The organism is Pseudomonas sp. CP-1, from assembly GCF_021213715.1.
GTDB classification, from domain to species: Bacteria; Pseudomonadota; Gammaproteobacteria; order Pseudomonadales; family Pseudomonadaceae; genus Pseudomonas; species Pseudomonas aeruginosa.
This window is the reverse complement of record NZ_JAJQKY010000023.1, coordinates 54,205-68,996: the sequence shown is the minus strand read 5'-3', so window position 1 is coordinate 68,996 and position 14,792 is coordinate 54,205. Positions and strand designations below refer to the sequence as shown.

At 55.6% G+C, this 14,792-nt stretch carries 17 protein-coding genes; 7 read left to right on the top strand and 10 right to left on the bottom strand.

Annotated features, from left to right (window positions below; all coding sequences use genetic code 11):
* Positions 1–3 precede the first annotated feature (3 nt).
* The 6 genes from LT948_RS29000 to LT948_RS28975 all read right to left on the bottom strand — a co-directional run bounded on the left by LT948_RS29000 (position 4) and on the right by LT948_RS28975 (position 3,229).
* The gene (locus LT948_RS29000) at positions 4–528 is read right to left on the bottom strand and encodes a hypothetical protein (RefSeq protein WP_010792537.1); all 525 of its coding nucleotides are present in this window, start codon (positions 526–528) and stop codon (positions 4–6) included.
* Positions 525–746 carry a hypothetical protein gene (locus tag LT948_RS28995; RefSeq protein ID WP_010792536.1) on the bottom strand — a complete coding sequence of 74 codons (222 nt, stop codon included), beginning with the start codon at positions 744–746 and terminating at the stop codon, positions 525–527. The genes LT948_RS29000 and LT948_RS28995 overlap by 4 nt, the downstream gene beginning before the upstream one ends.
* Entirely contained in the window at positions 736–1,446 is a 711-nt protein-coding gene (locus LT948_RS28990; RefSeq protein ID WP_010792535.1) for a Crp/Fnr family transcriptional regulator, read from the bottom strand. The genes LT948_RS28995 and LT948_RS28990 overlap by 11 nt, the downstream gene beginning before the upstream one ends.
* Positions 1,416–1,859 (bottom strand): hypothetical protein, encoded by a 444-nt coding sequence (locus LT948_RS28985; protein ID WP_010792534.1) that lies wholly within the window; start codon positions 1,857–1,859, stop codon positions 1,416–1,418. Before LT948_RS28985 ends, LT948_RS28990 begins: the two co-directional genes overlap by 31 nt.
* A 75-nt stretch (positions 1,860–1,934) precedes the next feature.
* The gene (locus LT948_RS28980) at positions 1,935–2,198 is read right to left on the bottom strand and encodes a hypothetical protein (protein WP_010792533.1); all 264 of its coding nucleotides are present in this window, start codon (positions 2,196–2,198) and stop codon (positions 1,935–1,937) included.
* On the bottom strand, positions 2,195–3,229 hold the full coding sequence (locus LT948_RS28975; protein ID WP_232197141.1) for a hypothetical protein: 1,035 nt from the start codon (positions 3,227–3,229) through the stop codon (positions 2,195–2,197). Before LT948_RS28975 ends, LT948_RS28980 begins: the two co-directional genes overlap by 4 nt.
* 124 nt (positions 3,230–3,353) lie before the next feature.
* Between LT948_RS28975 and LT948_RS28970 the strand changes: the two genes are divergently transcribed.
* Positions 3,354–3,722, top strand: a complete 369-nt coding sequence (locus LT948_RS28970) for a PilZ domain-containing protein (protein WP_010792531.1) — start codon at positions 3,354–3,356, stop codon at positions 3,720–3,722.
* Between the two features lie 450 nt (positions 3,723–4,172).
* On the opposite strand, the gene LT948_RS28965 is transcribed toward LT948_RS28970, so the two are convergent.
* The 3 genes from LT948_RS28965 to LT948_RS28955 are packed head-to-tail and all read right to left on the bottom strand — an operon-like array spanning position 4,173 to position 6,841.
* A complete protein-coding gene (locus LT948_RS28965) occupies positions 4,173–5,306 on the bottom strand; it encodes a hypothetical protein (protein ID WP_010792530.1) in 1,134 nt (377 codons plus the stop codon).
* 3 nt (positions 5,307–5,309) lie between these two features.
* Entirely contained in the window at positions 5,310–5,855 is a 546-nt protein-coding gene (locus LT948_RS28960; RefSeq protein WP_170831727.1) for a tetratricopeptide repeat protein, read from the bottom strand.
* A gap of 14 nt (positions 5,856–5,869) precedes the next feature.
* Positions 5,870–6,841 carry a DNA replication terminus site-binding protein gene (locus LT948_RS28955; protein ID WP_019486680.1) on the bottom strand — a complete coding sequence of 324 codons (972 nt, stop codon included), beginning with the start codon at positions 6,839–6,841 and terminating at the stop codon, positions 5,870–5,872.
* Between the two features lie 184 nt (positions 6,842–7,025).
* Here LT948_RS28955 and LT948_RS28950 point away from each other — a divergent pair, with 184 nt between their 5' ends.
* The 5 genes from LT948_RS28950 to LT948_RS28935 all read left to right on the top strand — a co-directional run bounded on the left by LT948_RS28950 (position 7,026) and on the right by LT948_RS28935 (position 11,455).
* Positions 7,026–7,352 carry a hypothetical protein gene (locus LT948_RS28950; RefSeq protein WP_021018416.1) on the top strand — a complete coding sequence of 109 codons (327 nt, stop codon included), beginning with the start codon at positions 7,026–7,028 and terminating at the stop codon, positions 7,350–7,352.
* Positions 7,353–7,722: 370 nt separating this feature from the next.
* Positions 7,723–9,375, top strand: a complete 1,653-nt coding sequence (locus LT948_RS28945) for a sel1 repeat family protein (RefSeq protein ID WP_021018414.1) — start codon at positions 7,723–7,725, stop codon at positions 9,373–9,375.
* On the top strand, positions 9,362–9,985 hold the full coding sequence (locus LT948_RS33415) for a DUF922 domain-containing protein (protein ID WP_038405147.1): 624 nt from the start codon (positions 9,362–9,364) through the stop codon (positions 9,983–9,985). Before LT948_RS28945 ends, LT948_RS33415 begins: the two co-directional genes overlap by 14 nt.
* 24 nt (positions 9,986–10,009) lie before the next feature.
* Entirely contained in the window at positions 10,010–11,119 is a 1,110-nt protein-coding gene (locus LT948_RS28940; protein WP_126633693.1) for an endonuclease/exonuclease/phosphatase family protein, read from the top strand.
* 129 nt (positions 11,120–11,248) lie between these two features.
* A complete protein-coding gene (locus LT948_RS28935; RefSeq protein ID WP_010792520.1) occupies positions 11,249–11,455 on the top strand; it encodes a hypothetical protein in 207 nt (68 codons plus the stop codon).
* Between the two features lie 44 nt (positions 11,456–11,499).
* Here LT948_RS28935 and LT948_RS28930 read toward each other — a convergent pair whose 3' ends face one another.
* The gene (locus LT948_RS28930) at positions 11,500–12,126 is read right to left on the bottom strand and encodes a cyclic nucleotide-binding domain-containing protein (RefSeq protein ID WP_232197140.1); all 627 of its coding nucleotides are present in this window, start codon (positions 12,124–12,126) and stop codon (positions 11,500–11,502) included.
* A gap of 200 nt (positions 12,127–12,326) precedes the next feature.
* On the opposite strand from LT948_RS28930, the gene LT948_RS28925 reads away from it, so the two are divergent.
* A complete protein-coding gene (locus LT948_RS28925; protein WP_010792518.1) occupies positions 12,327–14,747 on the top strand; it encodes a hypothetical protein in 2,421 nt (806 codons plus the stop codon).
* Positions 14,748–14,792: the final 45 nt, after the last annotated feature.

Here is a 14,792-nt window from a genome sequence, read left to right as displayed (position 1 = left end):
AGGTCAGAAGCGCTCCAGTTTGAATGGTAGCGAGAACCGGAATCTGGAAAGGAGAGGGCGCGAATTAAGCGCCTTCTTCTTTTTCATCGAGGCAAGAACCTCAACTCGGAGTTGAATCAGGTTGGAGAACAACTCGGGGTGGTGCTCGATCTCCAGAATCTTGTCGTTGAAAGCGAGGATTCCAAGCACATTGTTGGAGGTGAATTCGGCCCGGGCGATACCGATGTAGAGCACGATCTGAAAATACTCCCTCGGCCGGACACGCCTGGCCCATCGCCGACTCTTGAACTCGCCGACGATGATCCTACCGCTACGCTTATGGCGGAAGATTGCGTCAGGCTCCCCACCGACACCACGCCAGCGAATTCTCTTCCTTGCATGCCCTTTCCCAAGATCGGAGCTGATTAACTCGTAAGCTGCCGGATCAAGACCGAAAGCCCGGAAAATATCGTCCTTGGATTTTCCCTTGACGGCGAGGTAGAGGAAAAATGCGGCTAACAGTACAGCAATGACTACGATCAGGTTCATTGAGGTAGAACCTCGAAGTAGATCAGAGCAGCGATGAGCAGGCCGGCACCTATGAGGAAGGCGAGTTTGCTCGGTGCCTTGCCGATAGTCTCATGAGCGCGATTACCGTAGCGGGTAGCTTTTGCGTTGTAGGCTTTACCGCCAGCCCTGATGTAATCGTCCGGTGACTCAGCGTATGCAGCGATTTTGCTTACCGCAATATTGGCTTCAGTCGGCATTGAGGCCCTCCTTGCCATGTGCAAAGAAGAAACGTTTGTAGCCGCTGAAGACAACCAGTCCCTTTTCCTGGAACAGGTGGAAGGCACGAGAAGCTGAGCGGCGTTCCACGCCCGCGAGGCGGCGGATTTCTTCCCTCGTGGCCTTCACCTCTACACCACCCGGCCGGTGCGCGACATCGGGGTGGGAAGCCAGATTCACGACTACACGCCAGATCTTGTCCTGGTCCTTCATTTGCACCGTCGATGCAGCGGTTGCGTGCTTGGTCAGAAGGTTCAGCTCGGCCGCCATCAGCACGACCTCACTGTTCTTCATGTCGTTCATGAAGGCGTTGAACTTGTCCTTCGATACTTTCAGGAGCGAAGCGCTCCCTCGGACCACATAGGTGAATTTCAGGTCGGTATGTCGGGAAGGAACGATGATGTCGCCGCGCCGCAGTGTGTCAATGAATAGCGGTTTCAAGTTCGGGTCCGGCGGGACGGTCGAAACAACCATCGTCCCGTTGAGGAGGATGTAGAAGTCACCGTGATTTGCGTCGATTTCAATGCCGGCTGGGTGGTCGACCACTCGGCCGTATTGGTGCGCCATCATTAACCAGCTAGCCCAGCTACCCGCGGTCAGCGAGGAACTCTTGAACCAGCTGGGTTCTGGCGTGGAGAGTACCGACACAGTCACTTGTCGCTTGGCTGTGCTGTTTGGCATTTGGCAGGGTCCTTCAGTTCGTATTGCGCTTGGTACGTCTCTATCCGCAGGTTCACCCCTGATGGAACGGGTAAGGCGATCAGAGACGCTACAGCGATGGACGTGGGGTTCATCACCAGAAGGACATTTCTGAGTCGCTTCGCTTCAGGAATGCGGAGCCCCTTCTGGCCCTTACTCACCATTTCTCGAAGGAAGACATAGCGCCGGCGCTCAGTTTTCAGCGCCAGGGGTCCCCTGACCTGTACGCCCTCAATGGAGAGGAGGGCATTCTTGATCAGAGTTGCAGCTTGTCGAACGGTCTGGATGTGCAAGCCGTCGATAACGACGTAGAAGCTGTCGGCGCGAAATTGGCTTCGCTTCGCTCGGGGCGAGGCCAGGTCCCAAGCAACATGGGTTTTTGCTTCCACAAGCATTCAACGAGCCCCTCGAGGCAGTCAGTTTCCCTAATAGTGGAAACTGACTGCCCCTATTTCAGGGTTTCGTGAAAATTATTGTTGGTAGGTCAGCGCCTTGCGCGCGTGGTAGACGGCTTTTTCAAACGAGCGTTGGCTTCCACGGATGCGCAGCACATCCAGTACCCGCGGGTTCCGCCTGACCTGGATGCTTTTGGGCCCCGCCAGCATCCCCAACACCAGGTCATAGCTATCGAGTAGAGCTCGATCATCCAGTTCGAGCACAGTGGTGAGGGTTTTCTTGTGCCGGTCGAGCGCCGCTTCGATCGCAGCCTTTTTCCAGGACTCCAACAGCTTCACTGGTGATTCTCCATTGCTCTGAATTGCTTGCCGTACTTTATCCGGTACACCCGGGCCTGGTGCATGAAAACCACCCACAGTCCGCCGAAAAACCAGACCAGCGCAAAAGGCGTGGCGAAAGAGAGTAAGGCTGAGCTGATCACATTGTGGGCCTCTGTTGGGTATTCGTCGTCGACGACAACGCGGTACAGCTCGTGATTCTTGTACAGCGTAACCAGCACTTTCTGGTTGGCATCAACTCCTCGGAAAACCTCTACGTCACCTCGGTCAACCACACTCAGCCAGCCGGTCAGACTCGTTGTTGCATTGCCCACCGACTGCAGCACTTGGGTGATGGACTCAGTCGAAACGTGTTTGGCGATCGAGGTGACCGGAACCGCATCACCCACCCACTCGAAACAGGTGATGGGGAGATGATCGCACTGAAAGCGGAAACGGCCTTCGTAGGTAGCGGTGAGTTCCTTCTGGTAAGTCAACCGTTCGTTCAGCAAGTGCTGCTGGATGTAGTAGGGGAAGATGAAATGAATCCACCCCTGAAAGGTGACGAAAACGCAGATGAAAAAGGTGATGTGGATACGAAAGAAGGACTTGAATCCCCCTAATACAAACCTGACCAACAATGATCCGAACACGAGAGCCATCATGAACACGTCTCCGCGCTGGCGCTCGCTGGAAGAAATCTCATGCCCAAATAGAAGGCAGATCTGTTGCCACAGCTTGTTCCAAAGGTTGAACTCCTCTTGGCAGATCGCAAGCACGAAAATGATCAGCAGCCAAGTCAAGTCGACAGTCCTGCGGAAATGACAGTAGATCCCACACCACAACGCCGTGAAGAAGATGAAAACCCCAAAGTCTTCCAGCACCTGATTCAGCGTCAGATCACGCCAGCTCCCATCACTGGGAATCGAGTTCAGCGCCGAAACAAAAGCAAACACGACCAGGAATAGTGGGGCATGGAGCTGCCAAGGGATGATGTGAGAGCGGGTAGACCAGGTCCTGGGCCAAATGAGGAAAGAGGAAATCGCGGGCATAGCTTTTGGCTCGAAACGTTGGAAGCCATTGATACTATGGAGTTCCTGTACAGCTACCAGCCAAATTGCCCTCGGGATTTTCGGTCGCTGATGCACCCAAGAAGTACGAAATGAGGACGTTTGAATGACGGCAGCCAATCGTCGTTATACGCGGTACGCGATTCCAGAGAACTCGCTGCAAAAGCAACAGATCAAGACCAGGGGGGTGCTCGGTTTCCTTGCGGGGTGGGGAGATTGCCGGGTGCGCGACATCTCCTACGCCGGCGCGCTGGTTCTGACGGACAAGAAAATCGGGATCGGTGATCAGGTGCTGTTGCGCCTGACCGAAAAGGATGGCGGGGTGATGGATTTCGAAGGCACCGTTGCCAACTGCTCTAAGGACCCGATCACCCACCAGTTCCGAGTTGGGGTAGCTCTAAGTGAGCCCGAGGCGGACCGTCGCGAAAAAGGTTTCCTGCTGCAGCTGCAGGATCGGTACCGACCAGTGGCCTAGAAGAATAAAATGCCCGACTCATGGAGTCGGGCATTTATAAGTCGGGGAAACGCGCGCACCACAGACGATGTTGAGGGGGGGGGTGTCTTAGGATAGGGACCTAATGCGTTTCCCCAAAAAGCAAAATTCAGTACCTCTGCCATGGCAGAAGGGACAAGGCGTGGCGTTAAGCGACACAATTGCCCCTGCGCCCACATTTTCACCGAAGCGGAAGCCTGTGAGAAGGCCAATAGCCTTCATTTCAGAATCAATTTAGCAGAAATTGAGGTTCTGTCTCAGACTGAGCATTCGAGATCAACAGATGGCATCGGACGCAACCGACTAAACACACCATTTCGTAGGCGATTCACTATGCCCGGGCATGACCTACGACCGTCGTGGCCTGAAAAAGTTCCATGAGCCGAGTTTCGCATGCGAAACTGAAAACGCCCTCAGGGAGGGCGTTAGGGGCTAAGCTCGGGCTGGACTGCCGAAGATTCGCTTGAGAAGCGGGGCCCGCTTCTCCTCTTCGGGAATCAGCGGGATAGCCCCATAGCGCGCCCCGGATGCAGCCGAGTAGTAGAGGAACTGCATTCTGTCCCCTTTGAGCCCTACGTAAGGCGCCGCCTGGACGATAGCCCGGTTCATCTCAGCATTCGCAGTCTGAGCCATTTGCAGATCGAACCCGAAGATCAGTCGGGTTTCGAAATGGTCCCACTGCGATGCCTTGAGGACCGGGGCCATGAGCACAACGTTGATGCCCTGGCTGCTTGCTAAACGCAGGCCTGCCTGGAAGCTCGCTGAATCCTCATCGATATTCAAGCCGTCCAGGATAATAGAGCGGCCGGCCGGTGAATTCTTCGTCAACGCTGCGACATGAGGCGCAATGATCGCTTCAAGCGAATACCGTTCTGCAGGAACGATCGAGACAGTGAGACAGGCATCCTTTGCACGAGAGCCGAGTATCAGCGAACTCAGGTCTTCAGATGCAGCGTGTCGCATCACCAGATGGTTGCGGCTGTAGTGATTGATGTAGCTGTCACCGTCCACCCGATCTCGAACGATGATCACCTGCAGCCCATTCAGCTTGTTCAGGATCGCCTCTTGATCGATGTAGCGGCTGGCCAACTTGGCATCGGGTTGGGCTACCAAGGTATGCCCACGATATCCCCGACCCATGATCACCTGAGAGTTCGCCATGTAGCCGTAACGGTTCTTGAACTTCAGAAGAGTTTCGGGCTTGTCATCGTTTGGATCGATCGGATCGTTCTTCACATACGTCACCAGGGCGTCGAAGTTGCCAAAGTTGTACATGGTTGCCACCAAGTTCTTCGGCGGGATCTGCTGGTGAACGGGCTCAGGGCCAGGCAGGGTGAGGTTCAAGACCATGCGCATGAACTCGACCATTTGTTGAGGTCGTTCAAGCTGAAGAATCTCCGCGGGAGTGCGAATCGCCTGGAGCCCAGGGATTTCTGGACCGAAGGTGTCAGAGGTGCTGCTGTAACTCTCGCGTCCATAGGCCCGGGCAACTATGGCTTCAGCCTGGGACAACGACAGGCCGAAGGCCAGTTGGTCGACAAGGCGTTTGCACTGAATTTGGTACATGAATCAGGAGTCCAAAAGCGTAGAGAGTGGTTGGTTGCGCTCGACAAAGCTGAGATAGGCTTCGTGCAGCTTCATATCGGAATGGTCAGTAATCGCGCCTGCTAGCAGGCGGTATGCCCTGCGGAGATCAGGAACGATGTCAGCTGTACCGTTCTCCAGGAGCTTTACCAGCTCGAGGATCGCCGTCACGTATCCCGCAGTGGCAGCACGTTCGATGAGATTGAGACCGAGCATGGGGTCCGCATCGGGTCGTTTACGAAGAAGGTTCTGCATGCCGAATGAGTAGAGGGCGACCTTCGAGGGGGGATTGGTCACACACGCCAATCTGAGCCAGTGATCGCTCTTGACCTGATCGACTTCCACGCCAATCCCTTGATTCAAGCACCGGGCAACCTGGAACATCGCATCGCTGCTTCCCTCCTCGGCAAGCTCCAGCAAGTCGCGGTACGCATTCCCTCGGCAGCGATCATCATTGGATGAGAGATCTCTGGTGAGGCTGGCAAGCCGCAGGAGGGTTTCTCGGCTCTTGGTGTCTACTGCACGGCTCAAATTCGTGTTCCCTATCATTCTTGCGCTGCTCGCTTGTTGCGCCCACGGCTACGTGATTCAAACGCCCCAAAAGCCCTGTGCTTCACGTCGTACTGGTGAACGTTCATTCCCGGTACGCGAGGCTCTGGTTCCAAAAGCGCTCGGATCGAGCGCTTCTTTTTTTCTTCCATTGGGCAGTAGTTCTTTAAAGGCTTTATGAGCGGCCGGGCACAGGAAACGTCATAAACGAACGGCACCGGTGCAGAGCAGATGTACGGCTCAATGTCTCCATCGGTCACCCTTGCCCGTATATGGGGAGTACCTAGTCGATGAACCGCTACCTGTTCATCAAGAGGCAATTCCTCAAGCTGTTCAAGCGAAAGCAGCACGCTGCTTTCCACCGAGCCTTGAACTACCTCGTCGCGAGATGGCCGGTGGCCAAAGGTGGCATGAAGCTCGTCTTCACAGACCTTGATCAGGTCTCGCACCAACCATCGCTTCGTTATCGAGCCCGTATCCCAGTAGAAGCGAATCAGCTGGGGGTCATGCAGAATCGGGGTTACCCGCATAGCCTGCAGGCTGGATATGCCGTAGTGATCTTTCGCTTTCCAGATCCGCTTCCGCTCAGCAGGCTTGGCCTTTTCGATCAGGTCGAACAGATGCATTCGAAGCCTATTGGTTTCGCGGATTCGATCCAAAGCCAATGCGGGCAGACCTATGGCACCAGGAGAGCGAAGAGTTTCCTTGGCACTTTGCCCCTCACCCAGCCAAATGGTTGTCAGGGTTTCAATGGCAAGGGAAATGCCCGTCTCGCCATCTGGCGTGGCGATTTCGATCCCAGCATTCTTGTCAACCGTAGGAGACTTCCTGAGAGGCACCTGGAAAAGGGCGTCGATCCGGATATGTGCTTTCGATTTCTCCAGCAAGAAGGCCAGTTCCTTGAGTGACTTGTCCAGGGTTGGTATCAGCTCCCTGCATTCTTCTTCGATGGTCCGGGGGAAGCTCATTCGCATACACCGTTTAGTTTGATATCGACACTTTAACGGCCGAGAAAGGGAAGTGAAGGCATCGTGGCTATCTCCGTAGTGTTAAAGCTTGCGGGAACCAGGTGGGAAATGGAGGACCAAGCGTTATTTTGAGGGGAATGAAGAAATCCATCATCCAGCAGGCACTAGAGCTAGGAATACGTCCATGCGAAAGCTGATCCTCCACCTGAAAGGGGAGTATTTCGATGAAATCAAGGCTGGCCGCAAGCCCAAGGAATACAGACTGGTCACCCCATACTGGGAAAAGCGGCTGGTAGGGCGCTCCTACGACTGTATCGAGCTGGCGCGGGGATATCCTAAACGGGGTGATACCGAAAACCGGCTGACACTGCCTTGGAAAGGGTTCCAAAGGGAAACAATCATCCACCGCCACTTTGGCCCGCATCGTGTGGAAGTGTTTGCGATCAACGTAGCTGTCGAGCCGAAAGACAGGAATCCTGGGGCTGCTGGCCCGCTTCATAACGAGGGATAGTTGATCAATCGGCACGCCACGGAGACAGGGAATGGCAAAGAGGAATACGTTCAAGACCTTGAAAGACGGGGTGTACTTGGCGCGGTGTTGCGAGTCGAGCCTTTTGGCTACAGCTTCGAACGGGCATTCCATCATCTGGCCAGAGGCCAGAATGGTCATCAAAGGGGATACGGCTTATTTCTATCACGAGGCCAAGAAGGTCTGGTCTTGCAACATGACTTACGCGGCGAACAACTTCGACGTTCGAGCCCTGGCCGAGTAAGGATTAGGCATCGCTGTCCCCCGGGGGGATCTCCGCACGGTCCTTTCAGTTGGAACCTTCACCGAAGTCGTTACCATGCTCTCCATTCGATGAATGGAGCTCTCCTCGGTGGTTCTTCAAAAAGCGTTGCAGTCCAGTAAGAACCTGGGCGACCTCACCCAAGCATGGATACGAGAGATAACCGCCCGCACTAAGGCTGAAAACGTGGTTTCCACGGTGAAGCTTACTGTCGGAGATACCGCCTCTCTCGTAGCTCCTGCCGCTCTGGTGGCGGAAGTTATTCTGAAGACCGGGCTTGCGGATGAGAAAACGCCTTTGCGTGTTCTTCTCGTTGGACGTGACCCCATGATTCGACTGGACCATTCGGTCTGGGCGAGCCTTGCCGGCGAGATGCTCGGGCGCCCCGGAGAGGTCGAAATCTTCCTAACCCAGGCTGAGCAAGCCATTACCAGTATGTATCCCGTGGCTCAGGCCCTGCGGCTCCCGCACTGCGGCGTAATGCTCAATGAGGAAATCCTTGCTGCGGATCGACCGGAGATTGATCTGGCGATCTGGGTACACCCCGCCGCAGAAGTCGATTCTCCCGATGAGCAGAACTATCTCCAAATCGCAGTGCATCTTCAGAAGAAAGCAGTGCCCGTCGCTGCCTGCGTGTTCAATGAGACTGACCTTCATGGGCAGAACATTATCTTGAGCAGCTCAGGCCTCCGTCTCGTCCCGCTCGGGGAGGGTCTGAGGAGAGGGAGCAAAGCGATCAACCGCTTTGGCATTTCAAGCCGAAACGTGGGGCTGGAAGGAGGGTGGGGAGCAGTTCTCTGTCACCTGACTGATTCCGAGGTGCGGCGCGCTGACAACGAGGTTGCCCTGGTCAAGGCAGCTCTGTCGCTACTTCGTCTTGAGGGCGGTATTGCCAGTTCATGGGCGCTCGGCCAGCGAATCAACGGTGTGGCCTTTAACCGGATCATCCCCATAGGGCTCCTCGGCAATATGGCGGTTGAGCCAACAACTGGTCATCTGCTGGCGCATGATGACGAATCCAATCGTCTGGCTATTCTCGGCCACCTCTGGAACGAAAAGCGAAAAGCCATGCCTTCTGGAGGAGAAGAACTTCTCATCTGGGCGGCAGGGGTGAAGCTCTCATTCGGCCAGGCGCTCCCGAAAGAAACTGAAAAGCGTAAATCTGCCATATCTGCTCTTGAGCACGCCTTCGACCAGGGTGCTTTGGATGCAGGGATTGCGTTGGCACGAGGATACGAAGCAACGGGGCATGAGGAGAGCCGAGAAAAAGCTCTTCAGCTGTATCGACGTATCGATACCGCGCATCCCTTGAGTGCATATGCTCTTGCGCACGGTGCGGTGTCCTCCGGGGAACAAGCTACGGCCTTGCGTTGCTTTGGCGCGGCCGCCGAAGCCGGTTATCCGCTGGCAATGTCGGACCTTGCCGTGTTCGTCCAGCAGATGAACATCCAAGAGATCGACCCCTGGGCCTTGCTTGCTCAAGCTGCACAGCTTGGCGATCCGGACGCAAATGTGTATCTGGCCGAACGGGAATTGAAGGCAGAAAGGCTACAGCCCTCTCTCGAATACCTCCGTCAGGCATGGCAGATCGGTCACAAGGAAGCACTCAATTTCGCGTTCAACCTGGCGACCTTCATGCAAGGGCAGAAGCTGGGAAACCGCCACAAGCTAAAACAGGAACTCCGGGACATCGAGAACCAGGCCAAGAAGGTGGGTGTCACCCTCACCTATGGCGGAGTTTGATAGCTTCCGCAGGGCGCCCTCAGCCATGCTTCTGGTAATGGCGGTGGGCCTAGCCCCTGCAACCGTACTGGCTGACCCCACCGGCGAACCCGTGGTCAACTTTAAAGTCGAGCACTACTGGGTGACGGGGAGGAGTGTCCAGGAAATCCAGGCGTCCATCAGTGAGAACGCCCCGACCAGGAATGGTGACACTTTCTTCGCTGGGGCTACGGTTTGGAACTTGGATTCTAGCTATGACTACGTCCCGCTCGCCAGCGGTGGGTGCGCGATCTCCAACCCCCGTGTCACCGTCAATATCACGATTTCCCTACCCGCATTACGGGACGATGTTCCGCGTTCGCCGGGCGTAACTCGAGAGTGGAACAGGTTCTACATCGCGCTTCGCGCTCACGAGTTACTTCATGCCGCAAATGGAAAGCGTACTGCCCAGACACTCCTTTCACGGTTGAGCGGAGTACGCACGGAACTGCCGTGCGAAAGGTTAAGCGTTGTCGTGAGCAAGGCCGGACAGGCGCTCATCAAGAAACTCGGGGAGTATGACTCCCATCTCGATCAGCAAACAAACCATGGCGCGACTCAGGGGGCACTCCTTGACCTCCGTGTACGTTGACGTCCCTACAGAAGGAGTAAACGGTTGAAAGGATTTTTCAGAGGCGCGCTTGTGGCCGCCGCGGTTCTGGCCAGTTCGCTGTCCTCGGCAGCTGATCTGACCCTCATGTCCTGGAACACCATGAGGTTGGGACAAGGTGGAGAAAAGAGCTTCCCGGCTCTCGCCGAGGTAGCAGGAAAGGCAGACCTGGTCGCCGTCCAAGAGGTCATGAACGAGGAGGGGCTTTCGAGATTGGAGGCCGAACTCGAGAAACGAACTGGGGAGCAGTGGTCGTCACTGGCCAGCCATGCGGTTGGCTCTCGCTCTTACAAAGAGCTGTACGGTTTCCTGATGCGAGACAGTGCGGTGGCCTATGAAGACGGAGCGGTGGTCTACATGGATCGCAAAGATCGATTCATTCGGGAGCCATTTTCTGCCCGATTCAAGTCGAAAAGAGACGGGGCCATTTTTGCCGTAGCCAGCATCCATGTGCTCTACGGGAAAGGCCCACAAGACCGTGAGCCGGAGATTCGTGAACTCGAGAGCTACTGGACCTGGCTGGAAAGCATCTATCCAGACACACCACTGATGCTGGTAGGTGATTTCAATACGCCTCCCAACGATGAAGCATTCTCCGGACTATCGCAGCACGCAGCCCCCCTAATCACAAAGGGGGCAACGACGCTTTCCGCGCGCGATGGACTCTACTCCAGCTTGTACGACAATATTTGGATTTCCAGGAAGCTCCACCTGAAGCTGACAGCTGCAGGGATTATGGACTACCCCCGAATGATCGGTTGGAGCAATGAGAAAAGCCGAAAGCACGTGAGCGATCACGCACCTGTGTTCGTCACACTCGGCAACGCGAAGCTTCCCCAGGGAGTTGTGATGGTGCGACCGGATGCTGCTAGGAACCGAGTAGCGGGGGATGCAACGAAGCAGATATTCGCAGCCCAATCTCAGAAGGGATCTGCAACTATCGCCTCCAACGTCAGCGCTGGTGCCGGCGCTGTCCGAGGGAATGCAAATTCCCACATCTTCCACCTGCCTGGCTGCCCAAGCTACGACAAAGTGTCGCCTAAAAACCGAGTCGAGTTCAGCGGTCCCCAGGAAGCAGAAGCCGCAGGTTACCGGTTGGCTGGGAACTGCCGCTGATGCTGATGCCCTGAAGTTCGCGAGTGGGCATGGTGCCACAAGCGAATCCAAGGGATGGTAGCCAGGGACATCAAAATGACTTGGGCAGCGGAAGCTGCCCTTTTTTCCGGAGCGAACAGGAGCCAAAACATGCCCATGCTTGCCCCTTGGAGTGACCACGAGCAACCTGATGGAAGCATTCAGGTTCGCTTCAACGATCAGCACCGGTTTACCCTTAACTGGGTTCAGGAGCGGGGCCAGTGGGAATTGCGCCGGACTGGCCAAGATGAAGTGATCGAGACGGACCAATATCGCAATGATCTCTTCTCCGCCATCCAATCGGGCCGTATCACCTGAGCGGCGCATCGAAGGTAATCCTGCCCTGATCCACAGGTGTGGGCTTATGCATTCAGCACAGTGATATTGCGGCCTGAGCAGATGATCAGGTCCTGTTCCTCGAGCAGCTTCAGCACTCGCCCCGCCGTTTCACGAGAGCAGCTCGCCAACCGACCGAGATCCTGTCGGGTGATTGGAATGACAGTCCCCTCGCTGGCCTTTACTGCAAAGCTCGCATGCACCAGGTCTTGGATCACGCTCACGATGCGGCCGGTTATATCGAGGAAAGCAAGATCCCCCACTTTTCGAGTTGCCGCGCTCAGCCTCTCATTCAGCTGACTACAAACGTCCATCAGCATCTCAGGTGTAGTGAGGACCATCTGCTGGAAATCAGCACCGGACATGAAGGCGACTTGGCATTGTGAGCGGGCCTGTACGCTCACTAGATGGCCATCAACCACAACCGGGAAAGGCAGGTCACCAAAGTAGTCGCCTGGTTTGAGTAGTCCCAAAATCATCTCGCGACCATCGTTCTCGATCACCAATTGCGCACTGCCTTTGACCAAAAGGTGAGAACCCGCTTCGGGGTGGCCGGGTTGGAGGATATAGGACTTAGCCTTGAAGCTTCGAGACTGCGACTTCGACACAAAGAGTCGAGCATGGCTGTTCAGGGACGAGGGGGTGGACAACATGTCCGTCTCCGTTGGCTCAATCAGACACACACGATAGAGCCCTTCAATGGGAAGCGTTAGCCAAGTCGGTCCTCTGTAATTCCGGCCTCACATTCAGGATTTCACCAGGTCGGTTTGAGTGGAGTCCATCAAGTAGGAACGGCACCATTTTCTCGACCCGCCTATAAAGCGATTAGCACTACAGCTTCGAGGATGATCCCTTGCCGTCCCAGTATTCACACAACACAGACGATCTCACACCGGTCGACGCATTGCCCGGATGGAAAAAGACACTGGGTGGGGTACTGGCTCTTGGCATGGACCTGCTCAACGCTCGGCACGACTCCTCTTGGGATGAGGGCTATCGAGCAGGTGAAGCGTATGGCAGTGAACAGAAAGCCAAATCCCAAAGCCAATCCCAAGCGGAGAGCACTACCACCGGACCGCTTGAGATTCGCGACCTAAGAGAGCGTTCCATTACTGCTCCGCGAATTGACCAGGTACTCATAGATGACGACAGGCTGGTCGTTTCCACAGGCCTTTTGGAGACAATGCAGCGAGATGCTGCATCCCTCCTGCCGGCGGATCTGCAGCCGACACCCGGGCAGTGGAAAGCCATCGCTACCAGTTCACGAGCTCTGTTGGTGTCCGGCCAGGGCGGTACCGGGAAATCGTTCACCTTGGCGATGCGGGCGCTCTATCTGCACAAGTACCTGATGCAGCCACTTTCCTCGATCAGGGTTGTTGTGGATTGCAAAGAGGTGAAAGAGGAATTCGCTAAACGACTCCATTGGCTATTTCGGCGATGGAGCATCGAATGCTCGGAAGCAGATATTCAGGGATGCATCACTACTCCAGCAGCTGCAGCCCTGGAACTTGTGAACTCCCTTGTAGGTTGGGAGAACGTACGGCCATTTGAAGTGAGGGTAAATTCCGATGTCTTCGAAATCAGGCCATTCGACACCAGGCTGTCATCGGCCCAGACCTCTCTCCTTCGGACCACGCATAGCAAGCTCTATCGCAGTAATCCCCGATATGCCGAACTGGTTGTGGGGTTGTTTCGCCAGTCCATGCTCTTGGAGCCGCTGGAAGTTGATCACCCCGACGTGGTTAAGCGTGCAGCGATAGGGTGGAAGTTGAGCCAGCACGATCAAGACCTTTGCGAGAAAGTCGAGTCGTTATGGAAGGGAGCTGGTGCTTGGCCCTTGGACGGGATAAAGCCCGGCCGTCACAAGGTGGTGGTACGCGGCTGCGAATTCAGTCTTCATGGCTTCGTCCCGCGGCTAGATGCTTTTGTTCTGCTTGGTTTCGATCGCACCGAGGACCGTTATCTGACCCGTGGGCCGGGAATCAAGCTCGAGGTATACAAGGAGTGTGAGATCAAGAAAACCCTACTCCAGGCCTACCTCGACAAGCCCGTGATCCATCTTGACAGCTATCAGGACGCCAAGCAGATGGTTGCGACGCTAAAAGCCTTGTCCACTACTGCTCCCGACTTCGGATACAGACTCCGCGGCGAACCAGCACATGTTCCACTGGTGGAAGCGTTCTACCAAGTAGCAACGCTGGTGGAGAACCTCGGGATGGGTGTCCCCCAGGCAGTAGGCAAACTCAACTTCCTTCAGAACGATCCGGATGCGCTGTTCTTCGAAGGTCTTGGGCACTTCTGGTTGGGTTTTGAAGGCGACCTGCTCGCGAACGACCCGCCCCTAATGACAATCAATCGTCTCCTGGACCTTTTCTCTGAGCGGCACGGGGCGAACTTGAAGCGGCTTCCTGCGGCCGCGTTGAACCGATTCAGACATCTCCTGCTTGACGATGCACAGGATACGAGCGCCCCCACTGCAGACTTCCTACGGGGCATCCTTTCGGAGTTCAAACGTCGAGCGATCTCGCGCCGAGATTCCGATCTTCTGCCCTCAACATTCACTCTCGCCGGCGATCCCGTTCAGGCTTCATTCGCAACCCAGGGGAGCTCAAGCCAAGGGCTTCGCCATTTCGACACTGAATTCAGGGTTTCAAACCCTACGCGCGTAATCCTCCAGGATTGCTTCAGAGGGCACCAGCACCTCATCGATGCAGCGTTTAGCGTGGTGCGGAATCAGGTGGACGTCGGTAGGCAGTCAACTGCCCTAATCGCTCCAACCAAACAGCCACCTGTGGAAATTCATAGCTTCGACTCTCATGTCCTCAGCCGGCTACTGCAGGAGGCCGTAGAAGGAGGAGGTGATGTGTTGGTCTTGGTGGACTCAATTGCGTCGTACCAGATGGCAGAAACCGCAGTGGCCTACCTGGTGGGCCAGATCGATGGAGCAAGAGATAAGGGCAAGATCAAGATCCGACCTTTCCAACGTGCTCGGCCTGCGGTGGCAGAAACGGTCATCCTCGCGGGTAACTTCACCACTCGACCTCGATCCGACTTTCGCAATCAACTATTCAACCTGGCGGGGAGGTGGGCCGAAAGCGGAACGAACCACTACGACACGCTACTGGATCAAGAGAATCAACGTTTGGTGCACACAGGTATCACCAGGGCACGGACTCGTTGCTACTGGCTGGTCCCCTCTGTCGACTCCAGCGCCCCAGAATCCGCAGTTGGGGTGTCACCTGCTTTGAGCAACGTCATAGTCGACAAACGCTAAGCGAAAGCTATGTTTCAACTCAAAGGGGTAAGTTCCCCTTGAGCA